This is a genomic window from Kribbella antiqua (assembly GCF_004345665.1).
Classification (GTDB): domain Bacteria; phylum Actinomycetota; class Actinomycetes; order Propionibacteriales; family Kribbellaceae; genus Kribbella; species Kribbella antiqua.
This window is the reverse complement of sequence record NZ_SLWR01000012.1, coordinates 79,717-105,670: the sequence shown is the minus strand read 5'-3', so window position 1 is coordinate 105,670 and position 25,954 is coordinate 79,717. Positions and strand designations below refer to the sequence as shown.

The following is a 25,954-nucleotide window of genomic DNA, read 5'->3' as shown; positions in this document are numbered from 1 at the left end:
GAACGAAGAGCTGACCTGAGAGCACTGTCCAGGGCAGTCGTGGATCCCCTAGCCTGAGTCGATGATCGGCGGAGATGGAGGGAAGTCGTTGAAGCGGTTCGTGGTTCCGCCGACCTGGCCGTCGCCGCCCCGCCGTCACTGGGTCCCACCCAAGACCTGGCATCCCGATCCATCCTGGCCACCGCCGCCCCCGGGCTGGCGGTTCTGGGTCGACGGCAAGGGCAATCCCGTCCGCGGTCCGGTCGGCCGGTACGGCGGCCCGTCGCGTCGCGCGGTGTACGCCGGAGCCGGCGCGCTGATGCTGTTCCTCGGGGTCAACTTCTGGGCGCTGTCCGCGATCGGCATGTTCGGCGGCGACTCCGGCGACCGTACTGCGATCCACTTCGCCGACGACAGTACGACGCCGTCCGCGACTCCGACTCCCGTCGTACCGCCGAAGACGACGCAGCACACCTCGGCGCCGCCACCGGTGCAGAAGTCCACGGTCACGCCGTCGCGCAAACCGACGCAGCAGCCGACGAAGCGGCGCACCACGGCTCAGTCCGACGACCGTGCTCAGTCGACGCCGACCAAGCCGTCGGCAACGGCGACCAAGACGATCCGGCCGCCGCGGCCGACCACGAGCACCCCGCCATCCCGGGATGAGCTGCTGCGGGAGTACTGCCTCCAGCAGGGCTGGGATCCCGAGTACTGCGACCCCGACAACTGGCCCTCGGGCCCACCGCCCGAGGGCCCCTGATCAACCGAATCCTCACCGGTACGGCGCTCAACCTCACGGCCGGTGCGGTCGTCGACTAGACCACGTTCCGCTCGGCGCGGTGGGTGTTGGCCTGGAAGCGGCGGACGTCGAGCGGGCTGATGTCGACGAAGGGTTCGCGGCCGAGGTAGAGGTCGCGGATGATCTCGCCGACGGCCGGGCCTTGCAGGAAGCCGTGGCCGGAAAACCCTGTGGCGTAAAGGAATCTGGAGATTCCGTCGTCCTCGCCGATCAGTGCGTTGTGGTCCGGCGTGATTTCGTAGAGGCCCGCCCACCCGCTGGTCAGGCCGACGTCGAGCAACGACGGTGCGCGGTGTTCCATCGCCTCGGTCAGTCGCGGCAACCAGTCGTCGGTTCGGTTCAGGTGGAAGCCTGGTTGCTCGTCCGGATCCGACATCCCGACGAGCAGTCCCGGACCTTCGCGGTGGAAGTAGAAGGTACTGGCGAAGTCGATCGTCATCGGCAGGTTCGACGGGAGGTCGGGGACCGCCTCGGTGACGACGATCTGGCGGCGCAGTGGGGTGACGGGGAGGTCGACGCCGACCATCTCGCCGAGCTGTCCTGACCACGCGCCGGCGGCACAGATCACCGTGCTGGTGCGGATGTCGCCGCGGTTGGTCCGGACCGTCTGGATGTGGTTGCCGTCAGCATCGATTCCGACGACCTCGGCTTTGGTGACCAGAGTTGCGCCGAGCCGGCGGGCGGCTGTGGCGTAGCCGAGGACGACTGATTCCGGCGTACAGTGTCCGTCCGCAGCGGAGAAGCAGGCGCCGGCCAGGCCGTCCGGGGAGATGATCGGCGCAAGCCGGACTGCCTCGTCGACCTCGATCATCCGGGTCGGTTGGCCGGCAGCGTTCTGGAGGCGCGTGCTCTCGCGGAACAGCTCGAGCTGATCGGCGGTTTCGAGCAGGAACAGGTATCCGACGCGATGCAGGTCGATCTCCTGACCAGGGCGCTCGGCAAAGCTTGCGAACGCCTCCAGACTGCGGGCGCCGAGCGCGATGTTCAGCTCGTCGGAGAAGTTTGCCCGCACCCCGCCGGCTGCCTTCGACGTCGACCCGGAACCGAGCTCGTCGCGCTCCAACAGTACGACGCGTTCCACCCCCGCCTCGGCAAGGTGAAACGCGATGCTCGTACCCATCACCCCACCGCCGACAACCACCACCTCAGCGGCGTCCGGCACCCCACGCCCACCGGCCTGAACCGCAGCCGCCATCCCCACATCCCTCCGCTCGCCGTCACCCCAACCCTCAACCACCCGCCCACCCCCCGCCAACCCACCCCGCGCGCCGCCCACCCCAACCCGGCGCCCCGCTCACCCCCTCCGGCGTGCCGCCCGCACCCGGCCCGCGTGCCGCCCAACCCCTCCGGCGTGTGCTCCCCTCCGCGTGCTTCTACATCGGCTAGGCCCGCGTCCTCGTAGGGTTTCGGGGAACATAATTTGCGCCTGATGCGAATTATGTTCCCGAGATCGGCGCGAATCGGCCGGGCAGAGGTTGGGGAGCAGCTGGCTTCGGGGATCGCAGGTTGGTGGGTGAGCCCATCAGATGGTGGGTTCACCCACGGTGTGCCGGTGGCAAACCCGCAAGCTGGTGGGTTGACCCATCGAATAGTCGCCCCGCGCGCCAACCCCCCGCGTGCCAACCCCCCGCGTGCCACCCCCCGCGTGCCGCTCGCGACGCGTGCCCGCAGCATGCCGCCCCGCGTGCCGGGGGTTCTCCTTGGGTTTCCGGAACATAGTTTGCGCCTGGCGCAAACTATGTTCCGGAGATCGGCGGGATCGGCCGGGCAGGCGTTGGGAAGTCGATCGACCGGGGATCGCGGGTTGGTGGGTGAACCCATCAGATGGTGGGTCGCACACGGAGTGCCGGTAGCGAACTCGCAAGCTGGTGGGTTGGCGCACGGGCGGTGGGCTGGCCCACCGGATGCTGGGCTCGCCCACCGGATGCTGGGCCGGGGGTGGGTGTGAGCGGGTTACGGGAGTTGGTAGGTGAGGTCTGCTGCGACGGTTTCGGTGTCCATCTGGGCTCTTTGGAGTTTGCCGGAGTAGTCCCAGTTCATCGACTGCCAGCGGGTGAACTGGTCGAGGACCCAGACGCCGCTCTGGCGGGAGCCGTTGCCCGACTTGCCGTTGCCGCCGAACGGGAGGTGCGCTTCGGCGCCGGAGGTGGAGTTGTTGACACTCACCATTCCCGCCGAAATACCGGAAGCGAACCGGAACGCCTTGTTCGGGTCCGTCGTGTAGATCGAGCTGGACAGGCCGTACCCAGACTTGTTGCCGAGGGCAATCGCCTCGTCCAGCGTCGAGTACGTCGTGATGCCGACGACCGGGCCGAAGGTCTCGTTCAGGAACAGCTCGTCGTCCGGCCGGACCCCGTCGACGATCACCGGGTGGTAGAACAACCCGGCCGCGGGGTCGCCGACGAAACCGCGGCGTGGGTTCTCCGCGCTGACCCGCCCCGTCGCGCCGATCACCCGATGGTGGCCCGCGATCCAGCCCAGCGACTTCTCGAACCCAGCCGCGAACTTCTCGTCCAGCAGCGGGCCGAACAGCACGTCGGCAGTCGGATCACCCATCGCCGCGTCCTCGACTGCTCGCGTGAAGCGCAGAACGAACTCGTCATGCACCGACTCGTGGACGATGACCGTGCCGAGCGAGGTGCAGCGCTGACCCGCCGTACCGAAGCCGGAGAAGAGCGCGCCTTCGACGGCCAGGTCGAGGTCCGCGTCCTCGGTGATCACCATCGGGTTCTTGCCGCCGAGCTCGAGGCACGGCGTCTGCACGTGGCGACCGCACAGCTCGCCGATGCGGCTCCCGACCTCGCTGGAGCCGGTGAAGCCGACCTTGTTGATCAGGCCCGACTGGAGGGCCTGTTCGAGTCCGCTGAAGGTGTCCGGACCATCGGCGTACACGACGTTCAAGACCCCGGCCGGTACGCCGGAGTGCGCGAAGATCTCGTAGAACGCGTCGGAGACGACCGCGCAGTACTCGGCCGGCTTCCAGACGACCGTGTTGCCACAGAGCAGTGCCGGGACGATGTACCAGGACGGTACGGCGACCGGGAAGTTGCCGGCGGTGATCACCGCGACCGTGCCGACCGGGCGGCGGAAGGTGAACAGTTGCTTATCGGGCATCTCGGACGGAACGGTCTGTCCGTAGAGCCGGCGGCCCTCGCCGATGAAGAAGTCGCAGGTGTCGATGATCTCCTGCACCTCGCCGAGCGCCTCGGCCAGCGGCTTGCCGATCTCTCGGGTGACGAGCGCGGCGAGGCGCTCCTTGTTCGCGGTCATCAGGCGGCCGACGTTCGCGATCACCTGACCGCGCTGCGGTGCAGGCGTCGCGGCCCAGGCCGGCTGAGCCGCGCGAGCCGCCTCGGCTGCCCGGACGAACACCTCTGGTCCCGCGCTGCCGACCGTCCCCACGACATCGCTCAACTGAGCCGGATTGGTCGACGGAGTACGCCGTACCGCCTCCGCGACTCGCTCACCGGCCACAACCGACCGAACCTCGACCGCCATCCGCGCATCCCCTTTCGCTGGTGGCACCACCCTAAGCCGCGATGCACGCCCGGGGTCGCGGATCGTGGCTTAAGCGTGCGGGGGCAGCTTGCGGCCGGGGTAGAGGTCCGGGATCGGGATCGGCATCCGCCAGAGGTGCATGTGCGGGTGGATCAGGCCGTGGCGTACGGCGACGTACCGGAGCAGACGGAGCGGGCCGGCGATCAGGATGAACGCCAGCGGGAGCTCGACGAGGAAGGCGCCGAGCAGGGCCTGGGTGAGATCGGAGCCGCGCTGACTGGTCATCACGTCGAACCAGGCGTCGCAGATCAGCAGCACCCCGGACGCGAACGCGGTCGGGAAGACCAGTTGCTTGCGCTTCCAGCCGGCGATCGCGGTCAGCGCGAGCATGGTCAGGAGCAGGATGTCGAAGCCGACCCAGGTGGCGACCCAGTTCCGCGCGACGTAGTGCTGGGGCAGGGTGACGGCCAGGTAGACCGTCCACGGGATGAGCGCGGCCACGCAGAGCAGCATCAGCACCGTCCGCCACTTGCGGATCCGCTCGATCGTCCGGAGCGAGACCATCCGGCCGGGGGCCGGCGCCAACCGCAGGATCAGGTCCCGCCGCTCGGCCGCCGTCATGGCCGCGATCTCTTCGTCGGTCAGGGTCACCGTCCCAGTATCCGGGGGCACGCCAGGAAGGCTTGTGACTGCATTCACAAGCGGGTAAGATCAACCGCGACGAAACTGTCGGCGAGACAGATAGAGGTGCGGGCGTGACGGAGCGCAAACCACCGAACATGTCGACCCAGGACTGGGTCGAGGCCCAGATCCAGCATGCGCAGCGGACCGGGGAGTTCGACGACCTGGCCGGAGCGGGCAAGCCGCTGAAGCTCGCGGACTCGCACGATCCGGACTGGTGGGTCAAGGACTTCATCCGCCGCGAGAACATCGAGACCGAGGCGCTGCTGCCGCCCGCGGTCCTGCTGCGCAAGGAGAAACAGCAGGTCCACGACAAGGTCCGGGGCATGCGTCGCGAGGCCCAGGTCCGCGACTACCTGGCCGATCTGAACAAGCGGATCCTGATCAGCATTCGCGACACCACCGGACCGGTCGTCCCGGTCGGCACGGTGGACGAGGAAGCGATCCTGGCGCAGTGGCGCGCCGAACGGCCCGACCCTGCGGCGAAGCCCGCTTCCGCTCCGGAGCCGGAGCGGAAGAAGTCGTTCTGGCAGCGGTTGTTCAGCTGATCAGTTCGCGGGCGGCGGTGGCGATCTCCCGCTCGCTGACCAGGACGTGGTGGGCGGCCGCGCCCAGTGGGACGTAGGAGTCGTGGCTGGCCACGCGGGCCAGCCGGCCGGTGTAGCCGTAGTCGATCAGGGCGGCGAGCACGCCTTCGGAGACGCCGCCGGATCGGCGGGTCTCGTCGACGACCAGGACGCGACCGGTTGCTGTTGCCTCGCGCAACAAGTCGTCCATCGGCAACGGCGCGAGCCAGCGGAGGTCGAGAACGCGGATGCCAGGGATCTTCGCCGCCACCCGCAGGCTCATCGGAACGCCGTTGCCGAAGGTGACGATGGTCAGCTCGGTCCCGTCGCCGTACGTGCGTGCGCGGCCGATCGGCACCTCCTCGGTCGGGTACGGCGCCAGCCAGCGCTCGTCGGTGTCGTCGTACAAACCTCGTCGGTGGTAGAGGGCGATCGGCTCGAGGTACACGCTCACAGTCCCCGACGAACGCGCTGCGGCTGCGCACGTGTGCAGCATCGCGGCCGCGTCGTCTGGTCGCGACGGTGAGGCGATGACGATGCCCGGGATGTCCCGGAGTACGCCGATCGCGTCGTCGTTGTGGAAATGCCCGCCGAAGCCCTTCTGGTAGCCGTAACCGGCGATCCGCAGGACGAGCGGGTTCTGGTACTGCTCCTGGGAGAAGAACTTCAGCGACGCGGCCTCGCCTCGCAGTTGATCCTCGGCGTTGTGCAGATAGGCCAGATACTGGATCTCCGGGATGGGCAACAATCCCGACACTCCGGCGCCGAGCGCCAGCCCGAGGATCGACTGCTCGTCCAGCAGTGTGTCGAACACCCTGGCCGGCCCGAACGCCTTCTGCAGTCCGCGGGTCACGCCGTACACGCCGCCCTTGCGGCCGACGTCCTCCCCGAACACCATCGCTTCCGGGTACGACGCGAGGATGTCGGACAGGGCGCGGTTGATCGACTGGCTGAGGGTCAGGAGGTCGGTTGTCTTACTGCGTTGAGGCAACGACTTCGACACCTTCGCCGGCTGCGGAAAACGCAGCGGCGCGGCAACGGCTTCCGCCGACGACAGTTGCGGAAGGCCCGCAACTTCAGTCGCGATCCGCATCACCTCGGCGCGCTTGTCCTCGTACAGCTCGATCAGGTCGTCGGCCGAGTAGCCAGCACCGAGCAGCAGTCGCGCCGTACCCAGCAAGGGATCCAGCTCCTCGTCGGCCGCCAGCTCCCCGGGCGATCGATAAGCCGCCTCCACATCCGATCCGGCATGTCCGAGCAGCCGGACCGTTCGGAGCCGCAGGAACGCGGGCCGCCGGTTCCGCCGTACGAACGTCGCCGCTTCCGTTGCCATCGTCAACGTCGCGGCAAGATCGGTGCCATCGGCATCGAAGTAGCGCAGCCCGGGTCGCTGCCCGTACGCCTGCTTGATCCAGCCCTCCGGCGTACGCACGCTGATACCGATCCCGTTGTCCTCGCAGACCAGCAGCAAGGGCATCGGCAGTCCTTGGTACGACGCGTGCAGCGCGGCGTTGATCGCGCCGGTCGCAGTGGAGTGGTTCGCCGAGGCGTCGCCGAAACTCGTCACCACGATCGCGTCGTGCGGCCACGGCGACGGTACGCCGAGCTTCGCCGACCGCGAGATCGAGAACGCCACCCCCATCGCCCGCGGCAGATGGGACGCGATCGTCGACGTCTGCGGGATGATCGCCAGGTCGTGCCGGCCGAACACCTTGTGCCGGCCGCCGGCGATCGGCTCGGTGGTCGCAGCCGCGACGCCGAGCAGGATGTCGCGCAGGCCTTCCTTGGAGCCGCACTGGTCGGCACGGGCGAGATAGAACGCACCGGACCGGTAGTGCAGCAGCGCCGGATCGGTCGGCTGCAGCGCCGCGGCGACGGCCGCGTTGCCCTCGTGACCGGCGGAGCCGATCGTGTAGAAGCCTTGGCCTTGCGACTGCATCCACCGGGCGGCCAGGTCGGCGTGCCGGCTGCCGAGCTGGGCGTCGTACAGGCTGCGCAGCAGGTCGGCTGGGTGCTCGCACGGTGTGGGTTTGAGCGCGCGGACGCGTTCGGCGAACCGCTCGTCGACGGCGGTCACCGGCTCAGCCCCTCAGAGCCCGCAGTCGAAGCCGTCGTCATTCGGGTTCGCGTCGGCCAGGACATCCAGGATTCGGCTCGCGCGGCGAAGGTCCTCACTCGATACATGATCGGCGAAGAAGGTTGATACCACAGCGTCGACCACGGGTTGAGCAGCTGCGAGCGCCTCTCGGCCCGCCGGAGTGAGCTCGGCCCAGATGGCCCGGCGGTCCTCCGGAGTGTTCCGGCGGACGACCCAGCCGTCCTTGTCCTCCAGCTTCCCGATCAGCCGGGTGCAGCCGCTCCGGGAGATCATCAGCTCCGTCGCCAGCGGCGCCATCCGCATCCGGCCGCCGGCCTGGTCGAGGATCCGCAGCACCTCGTGCTCGAAGTAGCCCATCTTCAGCCGGGATCGCAGCGTGTTGTCGAGATGCGTGAACAGCAGGGTGTCCGCGCGGTACATCGCTCGCCAGGCACCGAGCTGCTCGGTGCTCATCGTCGTCGGCATGGCGGAAGTCTAGTACACGGTGCAACAGTTGACATGCGAACTGTTCTTCGTCTCGCTGCTGTTGATGCCGTTGTCGATGGCGCTGGCCGGCCCGGCGCTGGTGTCGCTGTTGGTCGTGTACTTCGGCCGGATGCCGTCCGACGAGATCGCTCACCCGCTGGACCAGCCCACGGAGGCCACGGTCGCCGCCTGAACCGGTTGAGGGCGGGTACCGGATGAGACATGCGATGGATTCGGCTGCGGGCGTTGCTGACGGTCAATCTGGTGCTGTTCTTCCTGTTCCTGCTGGGACTGGTCCTGACCGGGCACGCGCAGGAGAACTCCGAGCTCGCCGACCACGGGCAGCCGGCGCAGAGCCTGGGGCAGTACGTCGGCTCGGCCTCGTTCGGCGAGGCGGTATTCGAGAACTGGGAGTCCGAATTCCTGCAGATGGGCATGTACGTCCTGCTCACGGCGTACCTGGTGCAGAAAGGGTCCGCGGAGTCGCGGCCGCTGAACGGTAAGGCCCCGCAGGACGAGGACCCGCGGGAGCACCGGAACGACCGCAACGCGCCCTGGCCGGTACGACGAGGGTCCGAGCCGATCCTGTGGTTGTACGAGAACTCGCTGGCGATCGCGTTCGGCCTGGTGTTCTTCCTGTCGCTGTGGCTGCATGCGGTCACCGGGGCACGCGCGTACAGCGAGGAGCAGCAGTTGCACGGTGGTGAGGCGGTCACCACCTGGGCCTATCTGCAGACGTCGCAGTTCTGGTACGAGTCGTTCCAGAACTGGCAGAGCGAGTTCCTCGCCGTCGCGGCCATCATCGGCGGCTCGATCTTCCTCCGCCAGCGTCACTCCGCGCAGTCCAAGCCAGTTCACACGCCTCACGCCGAAACCGGTGACTGAGCTCCTGCGTCTCAGCTGCTGGCTGAGCGGCCAGGTGTGCGGACAGGGGTTTGGGGAACGGTGAAGTGGTCGTGTTCGTTGGTCGGGGTAGGCGTGGGTGGGGTTGGCTGTGAGGTGGTTCGTGGCGATGGTGTGTGAGTTCTGGTGAGGTCACCTCTGGTACGGCGGATTGCCGTCGCGGCAGGGCTTGGCGTGGGGACGACCGGGGTTCTCGCTGGGGTGCTGTTGCTTGGCCCGCTGGCGGCCTCGATCCTGCTCGCTGTGGTGTTCGTGCTGGTCTGGCCGGTGGCCGCGGTGATCCGGCACGTTGTCGACGACGCGCCGTACGAGTCGGCGATGGTTGTCGCGGGGGCTGCGGCGGCCGGCGTGCTGTGCCTGCCGGGGCTGGTGCGGCTGTTGGCGTGGGGCGCGCTCGGGGTGGCGGTGGCGCTGCTCGTCGCCGGGCTCTTCGTGCTGATCGACCTCGTGGTGCCGGCTCGCAAGCCGCGCAAGTCGCGGCGGCAGCGGAAGCTCGAGCGGCTCACCGAACAGGAGTTCCTGGAGGACGAGCACCTGATCGCTTCGCTCCAGTGCCCACTGAGCATCGAGGAACTGTGCGGCGTCTGGGCCGAGACGAGCAGCACGCTCGCGCAGGGCGCCGACATGCGCGACCGCCAGGCAGTCGCCGAGGTACGACGCATCTGCCTCGACGAGTTCGAGCGTCGTAACCCCGACGGCTTCCAGCGCTGGATCGACGCCGGCGCCCCCGCGAACCCGAGCTCCTACTTGCTTCCCGCCCGAGGTGACTGAGCAACCACGGCCTGAGCCACCAGAGTGGCGGACTGAGGGTTCTGCCCGGTGACCAGGCGGCCGTCGGTGACCACCTGCGGCGCGAAGTTCGCAGCTGGGTGATGTACGGCGCCACGAGCCGTCAACGCGTCGGCCAAGAGGAACGGCACGACGTCGGTGAGCCCGACCGCCGCTTCCTCCGCGTTCGTGAAGCCGGCGACGTTCTTGCCGTCGACCAGGTAGCTCCCGTCGGAGAGCTTCAGGTTGACCAGGGCGGAAGGGCCGTGGCACACGGCGGCGACCACGCCACCACGTTCGTAGATCGCCGCGGCGAGTGACGCCAGCGCCTTGTCATCCGGGAAGTCCCACATGGTCCCGTGTCCGCCGGCGAAGAAGATCGCGTCGTACGACGTGGGGTCGAGGGTGGCGGCGGTCGGGGTGTGGTCGAGGTCCACGGAGGCGAGGAACTTCTGCTGGATCGGGTCGTCTTCATCGAGACCGTCGTGCGGCGGTCGCCCGCCGGCGACCGAGACCAGCTCGACGTCGAATCCGGCCTCCTGGAAGACCGCCCACGGCTCGGCCGCCTCGGAGACATAGAAGCCAGTACGACGCCCGGTGCCGCCGAGCTCGGAGTGACTGGTGAGTGCAATCAGTACGCGTGTCATGCGCACCATGATGCGTTGGTCGGGCTATCGGAAACCAATAGGAAAAATCGCCGTGAGGCATAGGATTTCCGATATGTTGGATCTGTTTCGCAGCTTCCTCGCCGTCCACCGGGCCGGCTCGATCACCGCCGGCGCGCAAGTCCTCGGGCTGTCGCAGCCGACCGTGACGGCGCAGCTCAAGGCGCTGGAAGCCGCGCTCGGCCGCCCACTCTTCGAACGCCAGGCTCGCGGCGTCCGCCCGACCTCCGCAGGCGACGAACTGGCTCGCCGAATCGCTGACCCGATCGACGCCCTGCAGGGACTGCTCCGCGACGAGCTCGACGCGCCCACCACGGGCACGGTTCACCTCGGTGGTCCTGCTGACTTCCTGTGTGATCAAGTCCTGCCGGCGCTGGCGGGCCGGTTCGCGGCCGGTCTGCAGGTACGTACGACGTTCGGCCTGCCCGACGACCTGCTTGATCGGCTGCTCAACCGCAGTCTCGATCTGGTGATCAGCTCGGTCCGGCCCCGCCGCCCGGGCCTTCGGGTGACGCCGTTCTACGACGAGGTGTTCGCGCTGGTCGCCGCGCCGCAATGGTCGACCGGTACGGCGATCACGTCGCCGGAGCCGCTGCGCAAGATCCCATTGGTCGCGTATGCCGAGGAGGCGCCGATCATCCGGCGCTACTGGCGCAGCGTGTTCGGGACCCGGCTGACCCGGACGGTGGATCTCGTCGTACCCGATCTGCGCGGTGTGCTGGCCGCCGTACGACGGGGTGCGGGTGCGAGTGTGTTGCCGACCTATCTGTGCGACGAGTTGCTGGCGACTGGTGAGTTGGTCTTGCTGGCCGAACCGGAGTTGCCGCCGCTGAACACCTTGTACGTCGTTACGCGGTCGGACGCTGGGCCGCGGAGTGCGGCGGTCGTTGTACGGGATGAACTGGTTCGGGCTACAGGCCTTTGATGACGGCTGAGATGCCGCCGGTTAGGGCGAGTAGGAGGACGAGGCGCCGGGCGTGGCGTTCGGGGACGCGGCCGGAGAGGGCGCGGCCGATGAGCGCGCCGAGGACGAGGCCGGTGGCCGCCGCTATCCAGTTGCCTTGCGTGAGGTGCGGGAGTCTGTTGGTGGCGACCGAGAAGATGTTCACGATGAGCCCGAAGAAGAGCCCGTTCGGCACGAACTCGCGGATCGTCCAGCCCGCGTTGACGGCGTAGAGGGAGACCGGCGTCCCGCCGAGGCCGGCCGCTGCGTTCATGAAGCCGCCCGCCGCGCCCGCGCCGAGGGCACCGCTGAGACCGCTGAGAGAGTGGACCCGGGCACCGCGCAACATCAGGAGTACGGCGACGATCACCAAGGCGCCCATGCTCACGAAGAGAATCGGCTCCGGCAGGCGGTTGGAGACCCAAGTGCCGAGCGGAACGGTGCAGGCGGCCGCGAGGATGAGCGGGACCATCGCCTTGAGCCGCACCCGCTCCCAGCCGCTCGTCAGCCCGACGAGGCAGATGACCCCGGCCGCACAGTTGGCGAGCGCTACGCCGTCACCCGGACCGAGCAGCAACACCAACGCCGGCACAGCAACCAGCGCGAACCCCATCCCGGTCAACCACTGCACCGAAGCCCCCAGCAGAACGATGCCCCCCAACATCAACTCCGCGGCACCCACGACCCCGAACTCTATCGATCAACCTCACAGGCGACGACGCCGCCCGCGCCGGCGGTGGGTGCTCAGGCCGCTTTCTTCCGAGTGCTGGCTTTCTTGGTGGTGGTCTTCTTGGCTGTCGACTTTTTCGTGGTGGACTTCTTCGCCGTCTTCTTGGCGGTGGACTTCTTCGTCGTGCTGCCGCGGCGGGAGCGGGCGGCTTCGACGGAGGCTCGGAGGGCGGTGACCAGGTCGGTGGAGGTGGTGGCCTCGGGCTCCTCCTCGGTGAAGACGACCTCCTTGCCCTTGCGCTTGGTGTCGACCAGCTTCTGCACCCGTTCGGTGTAGGTGTCCTTGTAGTCGGACGGCTTCCACTCGCCGCTCATCGCCTCGATCAGGTTGACCGCCATCGACAGTTGCTTGGTCGCGCCCGATTTGGCTGGCAGGTTGCCGACCTCCTTGGCCGGGTCGCGGATCTCGTCGGCGAAGAACATCGTCTCCAGCACCAGAACCTTGCCGTCGGCCCGGATCGTGGCCAGGTACTCCTTGCCGCGCATCACGAACTTGGCGATCCCGGCCCGGTTCGTCTTCGCCAGCGCGTCCCGCATCAACGCGTACGACGACGCGTTCTCCTTGTCCGACGGACCGAGGTAGTAGCTCTTCTGGAAATGGATCGGGTCGATCTCGTCCAGGTCGACGAAGGTGGAGATCTCCAGCGACCGGGATTTGCCCGGCGCGATGTCCTCCAGCTCTTCCGGATCGACGATGACGTACTCGCCGCCGCCGACGTCGTGCCCCTTGACGATCTTCTCGAACGGCACCTCACGACCGGTACGCTCGTTCACCCGCTTGTACCGGATCCGGTCCGACGTCCCCTTCTGGAACTGGTGGAAGTCGAGCTCGTGCTCCTCGGTCGCGCTGTACATCCCGACCGGCACCGAGACCAGCCCGAAGTTGATGTACCCGCTCCAGATCGACCGCGCCATCGCTCACTCCTCTCAAACAGCCAAGAGGCCCGGTACCCGGCTCAGAGCCGGTTGTACCGCTTCCGCGCCTCCCGGCTCTCCTTCTGTGCGTCCCGGGCGGCCCGGCGTGCCTCGTCCAGCTCCGCGCCCAGCCGTCGTACGAGCTCCTGCGCCTCGGCCAGCGCCTCGCGGGCCGCGTCGAGCTGGTTGTCGAGGTCCTCGACCGTTGCCTCGGCCTCCTGCGCCGCCGCGACCGCGTCCTCGAACGCCTGTTTGGCCTGAGCCTTCTCCGCCGCCTCGCGTTCTTCCTCGGCCCGCTCGGCCTGTTCCCGCTTGCGCTTGGCGGCCGCCGACTCCTCCTCGACCTTGGCCGTCGCCTGACGACGCTCGCGGGCCTTCTGCCGGCGTTCGTCGGTGAGCGGGGTGACGTTGGCCGGTTCGCCGTTCTCGTCGACGACGCCGAACCCGACATGCCGGAGCGCGCTGCTCAGGCGCCCCTCCCGTACCGCGCCGCCCGCGGCGGGGTCCACCAACGCGGCGTCGAGCGTCTCGCGCAGCTTCTGACCGACGTCGGCGCTGACCTTCTGGCCTTGTTTCTCGGCCAGCTTGGACGCGTCCTTCGCCAGTTTGTCGATCAGCTGGTGCCGCTTCGGCGTCAGCTCACGCAACCGCTCGCCGTCCAGGTCCGCGGTCGCCGCGCGGAACTCGTCTCCCAGCGCGAGCAGGTCGTCCAATTCGTCCTGCAGCGAGCGCGCCACCAGGTTCGTCACCCAGGCGGCGACGGTCGGCTTCCGCAACGCCTTCAGCCGGGTCGATCCGAGCTGATCGCCGTCCGCTTTCAGCTGCTTCGCCAGCTCGTTGCGGGTAGCAATGAAATCGGCAGCCGACGTCGCATAGAGCGCGTCGGCTGCCTCGTCGAAGTCCACTCCCCGAAACTACCCCAGACCCTAGTCCTTGAGCGCGTCCTTCGCCTTTTGGCCGGCCTGTTTCAGGTCCGCCTTGGTCTTCTCCGCCCGGCCCTTCGCCTCCAGATCGCGGTTGTCGGTGACGTCGCCGGTCGTTTCCTTGACCTTGCCCTTTGCCGCCTCGGCAGCATTCTTCGCCTTGTCTCCAGTACCCATCCGTCTCTCCTTCGTGGGTCCGTGGCCCCCCGGTTCCCGCCGCTTCTCCGCCCCATGCATGCGGTCCGGGTATCGGATGGGTATGCGGTTACGACGTAGCGATCCGGCCCAGCCCGGCCTGACCCGGCGGGGGCACGGGCGTGGCTTCGTCTACCGCGATGCCGATGGCAAGCGGATCACCGACCCGGAGACCCTGGAGCGGATCCGCGCGCTGGCCATTCCGCCGGCCTGGAAGGACGTCTGGATCTGTCCGTATCCGAACGGTCACTTGCAGGCGATGGGCACCGACGACGCCGGCCGCCGCCAGTACCTCTACCACGACGACTGGCGCACCACCCAGGACGCCGACAAGCATGATCGAGTACGGCGTCTCGCCCGCCGGCTACCGGCCTTTCGTAAGGCCGTCGACCGCGACCTCTGCCGCAAGGGAATCAGCCGCGAGCGGGTCCTCGCGGTCGCGCTGCGGATGCTCGACCACGGCGTCTTCCGGACCGGCAACACCGAGTACGCCGAGGAACACGGCAGCCGCGGCGCCGCCACGCTACTCCGCGACGACGTACAGGTCCGCGACGGCAAGTTGGTGTTCGACTTCGTCGCCAAGGGCGGCGTCGAACGGGTCATCGAGCTGTCGGACGACCACCTGGTCGAAGCTGTCTCCTCGCTCAAACGGGCCCGCCACGGCAAGCCGCAACTGCTCGTATACCGCGACCGCGACGGCTGGCATGAGATCGACGCGACCATGATCAACGAGCGGTTCCAGGAACTGGTCGGCGACGACTTCACGGTGAAGGACCTGCGGACCTGGACCGCGACCGTGCATGCCGCGGTGGATCTTGCCCAAGCGGACCTGCCTGCTACGAAGAAGGCGGTGAAGGAGATGTTCGCGGACGTCGCCGACCATCTCGGCAATACGCCGGCCGTGGCGAGGTCGTCGTACGTCGATCCACGCGTCGTCACGCAGTACGAGCAGGGCCGGACGGTAGCGGCGGCGGTCCGGAAGCGGGGCAACGATTTGGACGACCAGAAGACCCGTCTCGCGCTGGAACGCTCCGTGGCCAGGCTGCTTGCTGAAGGTTGATTGCCCGGTTGCACAGCGGGTACCGGGCTGGACGGCTGAAAGCTGAGAGGAGTATTGCCATGCCTGCAGGATCGAGCCCGAAGCGTGAGCGGCAGTACGAGCACATCAAGGCCGGCCTGAAGAAGCGCGGCCGGAGCGAGGACAAGGCCGAGGAGATCGCTGCCCGCACGGTCAACAAGGAGCGGGCGCGTTCCGGCGAGGCCAAGGAGAAGAGCCGTACCTCCACCGACGACATCTCGTCCGGACGGCGCGGCGGCCTGCGCTCGCACAGCGGGTCGAAGGGCCGGACCAAGGAGCAGCTCTACAACGAGGCCAAGAACAAGAACATCAAGGGCCGTTCGAAGATGACCAAGGCCCAGCTCGAGAAGGCCGTAGGACGCTGAGGCTCGACGGAAGGGCGATCTACCAGCTCGACCCCGCGACCTTCTTCGACACCGACGGGGACGGTCTCGGCGACCTCAACGGCGTACTGCGGCGGCTCGATCACATCCGCGCGGTCGGGGCCGACACCGTCTGGCTGCAGCCGTTCTACGTCTCGCCGTACCGGGACGGCGGGTACGACGTCGTCGACCACTGTGACGTGTCGTCGCGGTTCGGCACCATGGCGGACTTCGAGAAGCTCGTCGCGCGCTGCCATCAGGTGGAGCTGCGGGTGCTGGTGGAGCTCGTCGTACAGCACACCTCCATCGACCATCCGTGGTTCAAGGCGGCTCGGGAGGATCCGGAATCGCCGTACCGGGACTACTACGTCTGGGCGTCCGAGCCGTACGACGACGGGGTCGTGAGCGAGCCGGTCTTTCCCGGTGCCGAGGACTCGGTCTGGGCGTACGACGAGACGGCCGGGAAGTACTACCGGCATGCGTTCTACCGCCACGAGCCAGACCTGAACGTCGGGAATCCGGCGGTGCTGGAGGAGATCCGAAGGATCGTCAGGCATTGGCTGGATCGGGGCGTGGACGGGTTCCGGGTGGACGCGGTGCCTTACATGGTCCGGCAGGCGGCGGCGATCGACGAACGCGATCGGGGTTTCTGGTTCCTCACCGAGCTCTGCTCGGCCGGGAACGGCGCTCCGATGATGGGCGAAGTGGATGCGCCGCCGGACGAGTATCGGCACTACTTCGGCGACGCCGACCGGCTGCACGCCGTACTGAATTTCTGGATGAACAACCTGATCTTCCTCGCGATGGCGCGTGGTGAGGCGGAGCCGGTGGTACGCGCGTTGCGGGACCAGCCGCAGCCGCCGGACGCCTGTACGTACGTCAACTGGCTGCGCAACCACGACGAGCTCGACCTCGAACGGCTGACAGCTTCCGAACGTGACGAGGTGCTCGCCGCCTTCGCGCCCAAGGAGGAGATGCGGGCTTTCGGGCGCGGAATCCGCCGCCGGCTCGCGCCGATGCTGGGCAGCGATCGGCGGGTCGCGATGGCCCATGCACTCGTCCAGTCGTTGCCGGGTGTCCCGATCGTCCGGTACGGCGAGGAGATCGGTATGGCGGACGACCTGTCGCTCCCCGATCGGGAACCGGTGCGGACGCCGATGGAGTGGGACAAGGTCGACGATCAGGATCTGCGCAGCGGATCACTGCTGAGCCGGGTCTCCCAGCTGGTGCGCCGCCGCCGCGAGCTCGGCGCCCTGCCCGTGCGGTGGTGTGAATCCTTGACATTTGATCAACCCTCGGTCCTCGGCCTGCTGCACCACCGGTCCGGCGAAGCCGTGCTGATGCTGGTGAACCTCGCCGACCGCGAGGTCGAGGTCACCCTGCCGTACGACGTCATGGCCGACTTGCTTGCTGATAGCAACTACGAGCCGGCGACCACTGGCGCCGTGCAGCTGAACGGTTACGGCTATCGCTGGCTACGCGTGACAGACACCTGAAACGGAGGAGCTCGTGCAACAGATCGACGCCACCCCGCTGAGCGACGAGGAGTTGCAAGGCCTCGATGCGTACTGGCGGGCGGCCAACTACCTGTCCGTCGGCCAGATCTACCTGCTCGCAAATCCGTTGCTCAAGGCACCTTTGCGGCCGGAGCACATCAAACCCCGCCTGCTCGGCCACTGGGGCACGACGCCCGGCCTGAACCTCCTCTACACGCACCTGAATCGGGTGATCCGGCAACGAGAACGCCAACTCATGTACGTCATCGGTCCCGGCCACGGCGGCCCGGCCATCGTGGCGAACACCTGGCTGGAAGGGAGCTGGACAGAGGCCTACCCGAACACGACCCAGGACGAGCTCGGGATGACGCGGCTGTTCAAACAGTTCTCGTTCCCGGGCGGCATCCCGAGTCATGTCGCGGCCGACGTTCCGGGATCGATCAACGAGGGCGGCGAACTCGGCTACTCACTGAGTCATGCGTACGGCGCCGCCGCCGACAACCCGGACCTCGTCGTCGCCTGCGTGGTCGGGGACGGCGAGGCGGAGACCGGGCCGCTGGCGACGTCGTGGCACTCGAACAAGTTCCTCGATCCAGCCCGGGACGGCGCGGTACTGCCGATCCTGCATCTGAACGGCTACAAGATCGCGAACCCGGCAGTGCTCGCACGGATCGGTGACGACGAACTGACTGCGTTGCTCCGTGGATACGGTCATGAGCCGTATCTGGTGGAAGGCTCGGATCCGGCGACAGTGCATCAGGCGCTGGCGGCAACCCTGGATCGCTGTCTGGACCGGATCGACGAGATCCAGCTCGAGGCTCGGACCGCCCCGGAAAGCCCGGCCCGGGCTGCCTGGCCGATGATCGTGCTGAAGACGCCGAAGGGCTGGACCGGCCCGCACACGGTCGACGGCGAGCCGGTCGAGGACACCTGGCGATCGCATCAGGTGCCGTTGTCCGGCGTACGGACGAACGAGGAACACCTGCGGCAGTTGGAGTCCTGGCTGCGTTCGTACCGTCCGGAGGAGTTGTTCGACGAAGCCGGGCGACCGGTCGAGCGGCTGCTGAAGCTGGCGCCCGGGCCGTCGTTGCGGATGGGTTCGTGTCCGCAGGCGAACGGAGGGCTGGTGGCGCGTGATCTCGAACTGCCGCAGGTTGCGGAGTACGCCGTACCGGTGAAGTCGCCGGGAGCTGAGGACGGGGAGCCGACGAAGGTGTTCGCGGCGTACCTGCGGGATGCCTTCGAGTTGAACGCCGATTATCACAATCTGCGCCTGGTCGGGCCGGACGAGACCGAGTCGAACCGGCTGAACGCGGTCTATGACGTGACCGGCAAGGCGTGGCTCGCGGGCCGGCGGGACACCGACCAGAACCTCGCGCCGGACGGCCGGGTGATGGAGCTGCTCAGCGAGCACACCTGCCAGGGCTGGTTGGAGGGGTACCTGCTCACCGGTAGGCACGGGCTGTTCTCGTCGTACGAGGCCTTCGTGCACATCGTCGACTCGATGGTGAACCAGCACGCGAAGTGGCTGAAGACGATCAACCGGCTCGACTGGCGGCGGCCGGTCCCTTCGCTGAACTATCTGCTCACGTCGCACGTCTGGCGGCAGGACCACAACGGGTTCTCGCACCAGGATCCCGGGTTCATCGACCATGTGGTGAACAAGAAGGCGGAAGTGGTCCGGGTGTACTTGCCGCCGGATGCGAACACGTTGCTGTCGACAATGGATCACTGCCTGCGGACCCGCAACTACATCAACGTCGTTGTCGCAGGCAAGCAACCGCAACCGAACTGGCTCGACTGGGAATCGGCCGCGCTGCACTGCGCACGTGGCATCGGCGTGTGGGACTTCGCCAGCAACGACGCGGGCGATCCCGATGTGGTGATGGCGTGCGCCGGCGACGTACCGACGCTGGAGACGCTCGCCGCGGTCGACCTGCTGCGGAAACACCTTCCTGGGTTGCGAATCCGGGTGGTCAACGTGGTCGACCTGATGCGATTGCAGGACTCCCGCGAGCATCCACACGGGTTGGAGGATGCCGAGTTCGACGCGTTGTTCACCACCGACAAGCCGGTGATCTTCGCGTATCACGGCTACCCATGGCTGATCCATCGGCTCACGTACCGGCGGCACGGGCACCACAACCTGCACGTCCGCGGCTACATCGAGGAAGGTACGACGACCACGCCGTTCGACATGGTGGTGCTGAACAACCTCGATCGGTACCACCTGGCGATGGACGTGATCGATCGCGTGCCGTCCCTCGGGACGCGCGCGGTGACGGCGCGGCAGTACTTCGCCGACCAGCGGGTGCGGCATCGGAGCCATGTCACGACGTACGGCGAGGACCTGCCGGAGGTGCGGGACTGGCGATGGACCTCCTGATCGTCAACGCGGGATCGTCCAGCCTGAAGCTGCGGGTGCTGGCTGACGACGACCAAGTGCTGGACGAGCGGTCGATCTCCGACTGGGACGGATCAGCCGAACCGCTGAAGTCGCTGCAGGCCGACGCGGTTGTCCATCGGGTCGTCCATGGCGGGTCGTACAGCGGCGCGGTCGTTGTCGACGACGAAGTCGAGGCGGCGATCGAGGAGCTGGTCCCGTTGGCTCCGTTGCATCAGCCGAGGTCGCTTGGGTTGATCCGGGAGTCACGGCGCGGCGGGCGACCGGTGGTGGCGTGTTTCGACACGTCGTACCACCAGACCATTCCCATGGCGGCGGCGACGTACGCGCTGCCGCAGGAATGGCGGGAGCGGTTCGGCCTGCGGAAGTATGGCTTCCACGGGCTCTCTCATGAGTACGTCGCTCAGGCGGTCGAGGCCAGGCGGATAGTGAGCTGCCACCTAGGTGCAGGAGCGTCGCTGTGTGCGATCGCCGATGGCGTGTCCGTCGACACGACAATGGGGTTCACGCCGGTGGACGGTTTGGTGATGGCTACGCGCTCGGGTTCGGTCGATCCGGGCCTGCTGATGTGGTTGCAGACCACCGGCGGACTGACCGCCGACGAGATCAGCGACGCACTTGAACACAGTTCCGGACTGCTCGGACTGACCGGCAAGACCGGCGATCTGCAGGAGATCCTGGCGGCCCTCGACAGCGAAACCAATCGGTTGGCCTTTGACGTCTACCTGCATCGTCTTGTCGGCGAGATCGCCCGGATGGCCGCGTCGCTGGGTGGTATCGACGCGCTGGTATTCACGGGTGGTGCCGGCGAGCACTCGGCGCCACTCAGGGCCGCCGCGTGTCGCCGCCTCGCGTGGCTGGGTGTCGTACTCGACCTGGAGGCCAACGAGAGCGACGCGTACGTCGTCACCGCTCCTGGATCAGCGGTGACGGCGTACGTCGTACCGGCGCGCGAGGACCTCACTATGGCCGCGCAAGCCCGCCCATTAATGAGTTGAGGCCAGGGAGCTGCGGAGCTTTTCCAGGATGTTGCGGAGGAGGCGGGAGACCTGCATCTGGCTGACGCCAAGCTCGTGGCCGATTTCTTCCTGGGTCAGGCCGTTGCGGAAGCGGAGCTCGAGGATGCGCTTGTCGCGGTCGCCGAGCGTAGCGACCGCGGGGGTGAGGGTGTGGACGTTCTCGACCAGGTCGTAGCCGTCCTCTGAGTCGGCGACCGTGTCGAGCAGGTTGGTGCCACCGTCGACCGAGCCGGGAGCATCCAGCGACAGTGTGGTGAAGCAGCCGCGGATCGACGTCGCCTCGGCGACCTCTTCGGCGTCCGTGCCTAATGCGGCAGCGGTCTCCTCGTCGGTGGGGACATGCCCAAGGCGCTGGATGAGTTCAGGCTCGGCGGCGGCGATGGAGCCCTGCATCTCCTGCACCCGCCGCGGCGGCCGGACCGTCCAGGCACAGTCGCGAAAGTACCGTTTGAGCTCGCCTCTGATCGTCGGTACCGCGTACGACAGGAAGGCGGTGGCAGCGTCGAGCCGGTATCCGTTCGCGGCCTTGACCAGGCCGAGGTAGGCGACCTGCTCGAGGTCGTCCGGGTCGACACCCTTGCTGCGGTAGCGCGAGGCGATCGAGCGGGCGACCGGTGCGTTCAGGATGACAACCTCGTCGAGCAGCTCCTGATGGCGCGGATCCGGGACGCCGTCGGCCTCGACGAGAAGTTCGTGGGTGGTATCGGCGATGCGCTGCTTCGAATCCGCAGCGCTGAGGACAGGTGCGATCGTCACGGTGAGAAACCTCGTCGTCGTATCGTCCTGCGGGTCGGTGGCGTCACGGCTGAACCACGTACCTCCACCAGATCAAAATCGGCGGCGGCTTTCAAGTCTCCGGGTGTTACAGCTGTTTGAACTGGGCACCGGCGGGCACGTGAACAAGTTCCCCGGCGCGGCGGAATGGGTGCCTGACAAGGGCGGACTCGCCAAGCTCACGGCGGCGCTGCCCGAGTGCCGCGGTTGTGATCTTTACCAGGACGCCGAGCGTGTCGTCCCCGGCGAAGGACCGGCGCGGGCGCGGATGATGCTCATCGGTGAGCAACCCGGTGACGTTGAGGACAAAAAGGGGCATGTCTTCGTCGGGCCTGCCGGGCGGGTGCTCGACAAGGCACTGGTCGAGGCCGGTATCGATCGGTCGGAGGTGTTCCTCACCAATGCGGTCAAGCATTTCCGGTTCCAGCGCGAGGGCAAACGCCGGATCCACAAGACCCCGGCGGTCGGCCATATCGTTGCCTGCGGCCCCTGGTTGCAGCGTGAGCTGGCGGTGGTGAAACCTTCCCTGGTGGTGATCCTCGGTTCGGTCGCCGCGCGCGCCGTACTCGGATCCGGGTTCAAGGTGACCGAACAGCGTGGTCTGCCGCTCGAACTCCCGGACGGTCGGGCCGGGGTCGCGACGGTGCATCCGTCATCCGTGGTCCGGTCCCGGGAGTACCGTCGCGACTTCGACCTGTTCGTCAACGACCTCCGCGCGGCAGTCGCGCTGCTGGACTGACGACCTCCGCGCGGCGGTCGCGCCGCTGGCCTAACGTGCGATCCGGCGGAGTTCGGGGAGGACCTCGGTGCGGTAGAGGTTCAGCATGTCGACGGAGTGCGGGCCCATGTTCGCGACGTAGATCTCGTCGAAGCCGGCGTCGATGTACGGCTTGAACGCGTCCACATGCGCGTCCGCCTTCGATCCCGCGGTGACGGACTGCGCGGTCGACTCCTTGGTGACCAGCTGGCTCGCCTGCTCGAAGTGCCGCGGCGAGGGCAACACCTGTGCCAGCTCACCCGGCAGACCCGAGTTGCCCCAGATCCGATGCGCCTGCTCGATGCCTTCCTCTTCGGTCGGCGCGTAGCTGACCTTGAACCCGGCCTGCGCCGGCTTGTCACCACCGCCGTTGTCCCGGAATCGCTTCAGCAGCTTGGCATCCGGCGACGTGGTGATGTATCCATCCGCGATCCGCGCCGCGACATCCGTTGCCTCCGGCCCGAATCCGGACATGTAGATCGGCAGCGGCGCCGTCGGTCGCGTGTAGATGCGCGCGGTGTCGACGGTGTAGTGCTTGCCGTGGTGCGAGACGAAGCCGTCCTCGGTCCACAGCCGCCGCATGATCTCGACCGCCTCCTCGAGCATCTCCAGCCGTACGTCGACCGTCGGCCAGACACTCCCGAGCACGTGCTCGTTGAGCGCCTCGCCGGTTCCGATGCCGAGTGTGAATCGCCCGTTCAGCAGTACGGCGCTGGTCGCGGCGGCCTGGGCGATGATCGCCGGATGGATCCGCACCGTCGGGCAGGTGACGGCGGTCGTCACCGGCAGCTCGCAGACCTGGGAGATCGCCCCGATGGTGGACCAGACGAACGGGCTCTGACCCTGCGCGTCGTTCCACGGGTGGAAGTGGTCACTGATCCAGAGCGCGTCGAACCCGGCCTCCTCGGCCAGTCGCGCCTGCTCGATCAACTGCTCCGGCCCGTACTCCTCGCTGGACAGGAAATATCCGATCTTCACGTCGTCTCCCCAAACACTTGGCGTCACTTCCCGCCCAGTGCCCCGCCCCGACGCCCGTATTCACGCCGTACGACGGACGTCGCCCCACGCGGGAGCCTGCGTGGGGCGACGAAAGGTGTCGGGCCGGTCAGGTGAAGATACTGACGCCACCAGGGCCGACCAGCAGCCCGATCACGATCAGGGCGGCGCCCCACAGGAGCTGACCGCGGACGAGCGAGACGATTCCTGCGATGACGAGGATCGCCGCAATGATCCACAGGATGAGACCCATGGTCCTTCCAATCTCTCGAGCCGGACGGATGCCCGGCGGCTTACCTCCCCGTGCGACCCATCCGGTTCCCTGCCGAAACTCGCGGCAAACGGCGGGCGGTCGCCAGGAGCGCTGACAGCCACTGTCAGGTTTCGTTGGTTGACTGAGCGTTGCCGACCCCCCGAGGAGGAATCGATGGACGACTGCTGTGCCGTGGTGGATCTGCGGCAGTACACGCTGCATCCAGGCCGGCGGGACACGCTGATCGAGGTGTTCGACGAGTACTTCGTCGAGGGCCAGGAAGCAGCGGGGATGCACATCGTCGGCCAGTTCCGCGATCTCGATGATCCGGACCGGTTCGTCTGGATCCGCGGCTTCACCGATCTGCCCGCGCGGGCGGAGGCGCTGAACGCCTTCTACTACGGCCCGGTCTGGCGCGAGCACTCCGCCACCGCGAACAAGACGATGATCGACTCCGACAACGCCTTGCTGCTGCAGCCGGTCGAGCTTCGCGACGGTTACCCGCGACTCGACTCGCCGCGCGGTACAAGTGCCCCAGACTCGGTGATCGCTGGAGCCGTCTACCACCGGGCCTCGCCGGACGACGGTTTCGTCGAGTTCTTCACGGATCACGTCGTACCGTCGCTGGTCGCCGGCGGCGCCGAGCCGGTTGCCGTCTTCGAGACGTTGGTTGCCGAGAACAACTTTCCCGCTCTGCCGCTGCGGGACGAGGTGGTGCTGGCCTGGTTCGCCCGGTTCCCGGACGATGCGTCGTACGACGACCACCGGCGCCGGCTGGCGGCGTCGCCCGGCTGGCGGCAGGTGCTGGGGGAGATCGGCTCCCGCTCGGTCAAGCCGCCGCAGGAGCTGCGGTTGCGGCCGACGGCGCGCTCGCAGTTCCGCTGAGCGTCGGCCCCGAATAAATAGCTTGCGTGTGGCCGGGGCGCCCCGGCATCCTGGATCGACCGCGCGGCGACGAGCGCTGCCTGGACCTAAGGAGGGCTGACGGATGGCCATCACTGTGCTGCGGCATGTCCGCATCAGTCCCACCTCACAGTTCAGGAGCACTCCAGATGTCTTCGGACCTCTTTCGTACCGAGCACGCACAAGCTGACGATTTCCCCGACCTCGACTCCCGCTGGGCCGAACTCACCCGCGACGAGTCCGAACCCGATCCGGCCGACGCGTTCGTCTTCCACTTCCAGGAAGTGGAAGAAACGCTGGGCCCGGATCAGCGCTGGTCCACCTGGCTGGACGTCGAGCGCGGTTCTCGCGGACCTGATCCCCGCCCGGACTGGGTGGTGACGGAACAGGCCGCGATCGACACCGAGCTCGGCGTCCTCAAAACCGGTAAGGAAGCCGATGTCTTCCTGATCGAGCGGGCCGTCGAAGCCATCGGCGGCAATCCCGCGCGTTCCTCGTTGCTCGCCGCCAAGCGGTACCGCACCGAGGAACACCGGTCGTTCCACCGCAGTACGTCGTACGTCGAAGGGCGCCGGACCCGGAACAGCCGGGACACCCGCGCGATGGCGAAGAAGACCTCGCACGGTCGCAACGTCGCCGCGGGGCAGTGGGCGGGTGCCGAATGGGGTGCGCTGTGCCAGCTGTGGAAGGCCGGCGTGCCGGTGCCGTACCCGGTGCAGGTGGACGGCACCGAGCTGTTGATGGAGTTCATCGACGACGGTGAGGGCGGCGCCGCGCCACGGCTCGCTCAGGTCCGCCCGTCGAAGGACCTGCTCGGGCAGTACTTCGAGCAGGTGCGGCACGGGATGCGCGAGTTGGCCAGGGCGGGGTTGGCCCATGGCGACCTGTCGCCGTACAACGTCCTGGCCCAGGGGGAGCGGATCGTCATGATCGACCTTCCGCAGGTGGTCGACATCGTCGGCAACCCGAAGGGCATGGACTTCCTGCTCCGCGACTGCCACAACATGGCGACCTGGTTCACCAACCGCGGTCTGGAGATCGACGAACAAGAGCTGTTCGCCGACCTTCTCACGATGGTGTTCTGATCGACGGATCGAGAGGCAGGAGCAGGAGGGTCAGACCGTCGGCGAGCCAGGCCTCGAACCGGTCGGGGGTCCAGCCGCGTTGCTCGGTGAGGAACGCGTAGGTCTCGGGACTTGCCAGCGCCGCGTAGGTGTCGGCCGCATCGGCCTTGGTCAGTCCGTCGCGCAGCGGTCCGTTGGCGAGCAGCAAGTCGATATAGAGCTCCTGCCCACGCCGGCGGCTCTCCTGATCGCTCTGCTCGAGCGCTGCTGCCTTCGGATCGGAGGCGGCAGCAGTGCGCAGGATCCGATGGGCCTGCGCACTTCGCTGCAGGACCGTGCGGGAGAAGTGGGCCAGCAACGTCGCCTGCTGCCGCTGGTCGGTGCAGGCGCGGATCTCCGCCAGCTCGGGCTGGGCGGAGAAGGCTCGGCCGTCGTCGGAACCGCGGATGGCCGGCCCGAGAATCGCGTCGAGCAGGCCGAGCTTGTTCCGGAACCGGCTGTAGACGGTTTCGACTGCCACGTCCGCACGGCCGGCGATCGCTTCGATGGTCGTCCCGGCGTACCCGACTTCGGTGAAGAGTGCGGTGGCGGCGTCGATGATGCGCCGCCTCGTCTGCTCGGCCCGTTCGGCCCGGCGGGTCCGGGGCGGCCGCGATCTCTTGACAGTCTCCGGCATCTGAATACAGTAGCACTGTACCCATACAGTTTGGCTGTACTTGCG

Annotated in this window: 28 protein-coding genes; 14 read left to right on the top strand and 14 right to left on the bottom strand. The window is 67.6% G+C overall.

Translation table 11 applies throughout. The annotated features are described in order from the left end of the window. The first annotated feature begins 61 nt into the window (after positions 1-61). Positions 62-739 carry a DUF4106 domain-containing protein gene (locus tag EV646_RS30710; protein ID WP_132154795.1) on the top strand — a complete coding sequence of 226 codons (678 nt, stop codon included), beginning with the start codon at positions 62-64 and terminating at the stop codon, positions 737-739. 55 nt (positions 740-794) lie between these two features. On the opposite strand, the gene EV646_RS30705 is transcribed toward EV646_RS30710, so the two are convergent. From EV646_RS30705 to EV646_RS30695, 3 genes are all read right to left on the bottom strand, one after another. Beyond that, on the bottom strand, positions 795-1,973 hold the full coding sequence (locus EV646_RS30705; protein WP_199237287.1) for an NAD(P)/FAD-dependent oxidoreductase: 1,179 nt from the start codon (positions 1,971-1,973) through the stop codon (positions 795-797). Positions 1,974-2,731: 758 nt separating this feature from the next. After that, the gene (locus EV646_RS30700) at positions 2,732-4,276 is read right to left on the bottom strand and encodes an aldehyde dehydrogenase family protein (protein WP_132154793.1); all 1,545 of its coding nucleotides are present in this window, start codon (positions 4,274-4,276) and stop codon (positions 2,732-2,734) included. Between the two features lie 69 nt (positions 4,277-4,345). Then, complete coding sequence (locus tag EV646_RS30695) at positions 4,346-4,927, bottom strand: hypothetical protein (protein WP_199237286.1); 582 nt, start codon at positions 4,925-4,927, stop codon at positions 4,346-4,348. 104 nt (positions 4,928-5,031) lie between these two features. On the opposite strand from EV646_RS30695, the gene EV646_RS30690 reads away from it, so the two are divergent. Then, complete coding sequence (locus EV646_RS30690) at positions 5,032-5,505, top strand: DnaJ family domain-containing protein (RefSeq protein ID WP_132154791.1); 474 nt, start codon at positions 5,032-5,034, stop codon at positions 5,503-5,505. Here EV646_RS30690 and EV646_RS30685 read toward each other — a convergent pair. Together EV646_RS30685 and EV646_RS30680 are read right to left on the bottom strand one after the other, a co-directional pair. Continuing rightward, the gene (locus EV646_RS30685) at positions 5,498-7,600 is read right to left on the bottom strand and encodes a thiamine pyrophosphate-dependent enzyme (protein WP_132154789.1); all 2,103 of its coding nucleotides are present in this window, start codon (positions 7,598-7,600) and stop codon (positions 5,498-5,500) included. The two genes, EV646_RS30690 and EV646_RS30685, sit on opposite strands and share 8 nt — an antisense overlap. Positions 7,601-7,612: 12 nt before the next feature. Beyond that, positions 7,613-8,086 (bottom strand): MarR family winged helix-turn-helix transcriptional regulator, encoded by a 474-nt coding sequence (locus EV646_RS30680; RefSeq protein WP_132154787.1) that lies wholly within the window; start codon positions 8,084-8,086, stop codon positions 7,613-7,615. Positions 8,087-8,105: 19 nt separating this feature from the next. Here EV646_RS30680 and EV646_RS30675 point away from each other — a divergent pair, with 19 nt between their 5' ends. The 3 genes from EV646_RS30675 (at position 8,106) to EV646_RS30665 (ending at position 9,760) form a co-directional block, all read left to right on the top strand. Beyond that, a complete protein-coding gene (locus EV646_RS30675; RefSeq protein WP_199237306.1) occupies positions 8,106-8,279 on the top strand; it encodes a hypothetical protein in 174 nt (57 codons plus the stop codon). A gap of 29 nt (positions 8,280-8,308) precedes the next feature. After that, entirely contained in the window at positions 8,309-8,971 is a 663-nt protein-coding gene (locus EV646_RS30670) for a DUF6766 family protein (RefSeq protein WP_132154785.1), read from the top strand. A 144-nt stretch (positions 8,972-9,115) separates the two neighbouring features. After that, on the top strand, positions 9,116-9,760 hold the full coding sequence (locus EV646_RS30665) for a hypothetical protein (RefSeq protein WP_241996431.1): 645 nt from the start codon (positions 9,116-9,118) through the stop codon (positions 9,758-9,760). On the opposite strand, the gene EV646_RS30660 is transcribed toward EV646_RS30665, so the two are convergent. Next, a complete protein-coding gene (locus EV646_RS30660; RefSeq protein ID WP_199237285.1) occupies positions 9,733-10,404 on the bottom strand; it encodes a type 1 glutamine amidotransferase domain-containing protein in 672 nt (223 codons plus the stop codon). The genes EV646_RS30665 and EV646_RS30660 overlap by 28 nt on opposite strands. A gap of 73 nt (positions 10,405-10,477) precedes the next feature. Here EV646_RS30660 and EV646_RS30655 point away from each other — a divergent pair, with 73 nt between their 5' ends. Then, a complete protein-coding gene (locus tag EV646_RS30655; RefSeq protein WP_241996430.1) occupies positions 10,478-11,347 on the top strand; it encodes a LysR family transcriptional regulator in 870 nt (289 codons plus the stop codon). Here the strand turns inward: EV646_RS30655 and EV646_RS30650 are convergent. From EV646_RS30650 to EV646_RS30635, 4 genes are all read right to left on the bottom strand, one after another. Next, positions 11,334-12,047 carry a sulfite exporter TauE/SafE family protein gene (locus EV646_RS30650; protein WP_199237284.1) on the bottom strand — a complete coding sequence of 238 codons (714 nt, stop codon included), beginning with the start codon at positions 12,045-12,047 and terminating at the stop codon, positions 11,334-11,336. The genes EV646_RS30655 and EV646_RS30650 overlap by 14 nt on opposite strands. 62 nt (positions 12,048-12,109) lie before the next feature. Next, positions 12,110-13,009: a non-homologous end joining protein Ku gene (ku, locus tag EV646_RS30645; RefSeq protein ID WP_132154779.1), complete on the bottom strand. Its 900-nt coding sequence runs from the start codon at positions 13,007-13,009 to the stop codon at positions 12,110-12,112. A gap of 41 nt (positions 13,010-13,050) precedes the next feature. Further along, complete coding sequence (locus tag EV646_RS30640; RefSeq protein ID WP_132154777.1) at positions 13,051-13,914, bottom strand: hypothetical protein; 864 nt, start codon at positions 13,912-13,914, stop codon at positions 13,051-13,053. A 21-nt stretch (positions 13,915-13,935) separates the two neighbouring features. Beyond that, the gene (locus tag EV646_RS30635; protein ID WP_132154775.1) at positions 13,936-14,109 is read right to left on the bottom strand and encodes a CsbD family protein; all 174 of its coding nucleotides are present in this window, start codon (positions 14,107-14,109) and stop codon (positions 13,936-13,938) included. Between the two features lie 82 nt (positions 14,110-14,191). Here EV646_RS30635 and EV646_RS30630 point away from each other — a divergent pair, with 82 nt between their 5' ends. Genes EV646_RS30630 through EV646_RS30610 form a run of 5 tightly spaced genes read left to right on the top strand, consistent with a single transcriptional unit; the run spans position 14,192 to position 20,465 of the window. Beyond that, positions 14,192-15,187 (top strand): DNA topoisomerase IB, encoded by a 996-nt coding sequence (locus EV646_RS30630; RefSeq protein ID WP_132154773.1) that lies wholly within the window; start codon positions 14,192-14,194, stop codon positions 15,185-15,187. A gap of 59 nt (positions 15,188-15,246) precedes the next feature. Next, a complete protein-coding gene (locus EV646_RS30625; RefSeq protein ID WP_132154771.1) occupies positions 15,247-15,570 on the top strand; it encodes a plasmid stabilization protein in 324 nt (107 codons plus the stop codon). Next, complete coding sequence (locus EV646_RS30620) at positions 15,567-17,063, top strand: alpha-amylase family glycosyl hydrolase (RefSeq protein ID WP_132154769.1); 1,497 nt, start codon at positions 15,567-15,569, stop codon at positions 17,061-17,063. The genes EV646_RS30625 and EV646_RS30620 overlap by 4 nt, the downstream gene beginning before the upstream one ends. 13 nt (positions 17,064-17,076) lie before the next feature. After that, positions 17,077-19,449: a phosphoketolase family protein gene (locus EV646_RS30615; RefSeq protein WP_132154767.1), complete on the top strand. Its 2,373-nt coding sequence runs from the start codon at positions 17,077-17,079 to the stop codon at positions 19,447-19,449. After that, on the top strand, positions 19,437-20,465 hold the full coding sequence (locus tag EV646_RS30610) for an acetate/propionate family kinase (protein WP_132154765.1): 1,029 nt from the start codon (positions 19,437-19,439) through the stop codon (positions 20,463-20,465). Before EV646_RS30615 ends, EV646_RS30610 begins: the two co-directional genes overlap by 13 nt. Here EV646_RS30610 and EV646_RS30605 read toward each other — a convergent pair. Next, entirely contained in the window at positions 20,454-21,242 is a 789-nt protein-coding gene (locus EV646_RS30605; RefSeq protein WP_132154763.1) for a sigma-70 family RNA polymerase sigma factor, read from the bottom strand. The two genes, EV646_RS30610 and EV646_RS30605, sit on opposite strands and share 12 nt — an antisense overlap. 103 nt (positions 21,243-21,345) lie before the next feature. On the opposite strand from EV646_RS30605, the gene EV646_RS30600 reads away from it, so the two are divergent. Further along, the gene (locus tag EV646_RS30600; protein WP_241996429.1) at positions 21,346-21,999 is read left to right on the top strand and encodes a UdgX family uracil-DNA binding protein; all 654 of its coding nucleotides are present in this window, start codon (positions 21,346-21,348) and stop codon (positions 21,997-21,999) included. A 30-nt stretch (positions 22,000-22,029) separates the two neighbouring features. On the opposite strand, the gene EV646_RS30595 is transcribed toward EV646_RS30600, so the two are convergent. Both EV646_RS30595 and EV646_RS39565 read right to left on the bottom strand, forming a co-directional pair. Beyond that, positions 22,030-22,995 (bottom strand): TIGR03557 family F420-dependent LLM class oxidoreductase, encoded by a 966-nt coding sequence (locus EV646_RS30595; RefSeq protein WP_132154759.1) that lies wholly within the window; start codon positions 22,993-22,995, stop codon positions 22,030-22,032. 127 nt (positions 22,996-23,122) lie between these two features. Beyond that, complete coding sequence (locus tag EV646_RS39565) at positions 23,123-23,266, bottom strand: GPGG-motif small membrane protein (RefSeq protein ID WP_165949278.1); 144 nt, start codon at positions 23,264-23,266, stop codon at positions 23,123-23,125. Between the two features lie 174 nt (positions 23,267-23,440). Between EV646_RS39565 and EV646_RS30590 the strand changes: the two genes are divergently transcribed. Both EV646_RS30590 and EV646_RS30585 read left to right on the top strand, forming a co-directional pair. Beyond that, entirely contained in the window at positions 23,441-24,151 is a 711-nt protein-coding gene (locus EV646_RS30590) for an NIPSNAP family protein (RefSeq protein ID WP_132154757.1), read from the top strand. Positions 24,152-24,318: 167 nt separating this feature from the next. Next, on the top strand, positions 24,319-25,254 hold the full coding sequence (locus EV646_RS30585) for a serine protein kinase RIO (RefSeq protein ID WP_132154755.1): 936 nt from the start codon (positions 24,319-24,321) through the stop codon (positions 25,252-25,254). On the opposite strand, the gene EV646_RS30580 is transcribed toward EV646_RS30585, so the two are convergent. Continuing rightward, positions 25,238-25,909: a TetR/AcrR family transcriptional regulator gene (locus tag EV646_RS30580; RefSeq protein WP_132154754.1), complete on the bottom strand. Its 672-nt coding sequence runs from the start codon at positions 25,907-25,909 to the stop codon at positions 25,238-25,240. The genes EV646_RS30585 and EV646_RS30580 overlap by 17 nt on opposite strands. Positions 25,910-25,954 lie beyond the last annotated feature (45 nt).

Coding starts and splice junctions, on each gene's coding strand:
- EV646_RS30710 (WP_132154795.1), top strand. CDS start 62: ATGATCGGCGGAGATGGAGGGAAGTCGTTGAAGCGGTTCGTGGTTCCG.
- EV646_RS30630 (WP_132154773.1), top strand. CDS start 14,192: ATGCGGTTACGACGTAGCGATCCGGCCCAGCCCGGCCTGACCCGGCGG.
- EV646_RS30660 (WP_199237285.1), bottom strand. CDS start 10,404: ATGACACGCGTACTGATTGCACTCACCAGTCACTCCGAGCTCGGCGGC.
- EV646_RS39565 (WP_165949278.1), bottom strand. CDS start 23,266: ATGGGTCTCATCCTGTGGATCATTGCGGCGATCCTCGTCATCGCAGGA.
- EV646_RS30670 (WP_132154785.1), top strand. CDS start 8,309: ATGCGATGGATTCGGCTGCGGGCGTTGCTGACGGTCAATCTGGTGCTG.
- EV646_RS30585 (WP_132154755.1), top strand. CDS start 24,319: ATGTCTTCGGACCTCTTTCGTACCGAGCACGCACAAGCTGACGATTTC.
- ku (WP_132154779.1), bottom strand. CDS start 13,009: ATGGCGCGGTCGATCTGGAGCGGGTACATCAACTTCGGGCTGGTCTCG.
- EV646_RS30680 (WP_132154787.1), bottom strand. CDS start 8,086: ATGCCGACGACGATGAGCACCGAGCAGCTCGGTGCCTGGCGAGCGATG.
- EV646_RS30705 (WP_199237287.1), bottom strand. CDS start 1,973: ATGGCGGCTGCGGTTCAGGCCGGTGGGCGTGGGGTGCCGGACGCCGCT.
- EV646_RS30635 (WP_132154775.1), bottom strand. CDS start 14,109: ATGGGTACTGGAGACAAGGCGAAGAATGCTGCCGAGGCGGCAAAGGGC.
- EV646_RS30700 (WP_132154793.1), bottom strand. CDS start 4,276: ATGGCGGTCGAGGTTCGGTCGGTTGTGGCCGGTGAGCGAGTCGCGGAG.
- EV646_RS30610 (WP_132154765.1), top strand. CDS start 19,437: ATGGACCTCCTGATCGTCAACGCGGGATCGTCCAGCCTGAAGCTGCGG.
- EV646_RS30655 (WP_241996430.1), top strand. CDS start 10,478: ATGTTGGATCTGTTTCGCAGCTTCCTCGCCGTCCACCGGGCCGGCTCG.
- EV646_RS30625 (WP_132154771.1), top strand. CDS start 15,247: ATGCCTGCAGGATCGAGCCCGAAGCGTGAGCGGCAGTACGAGCACATC.
- EV646_RS30590 (WP_132154757.1), top strand. CDS start 23,441: ATGGACGACTGCTGTGCCGTGGTGGATCTGCGGCAGTACACGCTGCAT.
- EV646_RS30580 (WP_132154754.1), bottom strand. CDS start 25,909: ATGCCGGAGACTGTCAAGAGATCGCGGCCGCCCCGGACCCGCCGGGCC.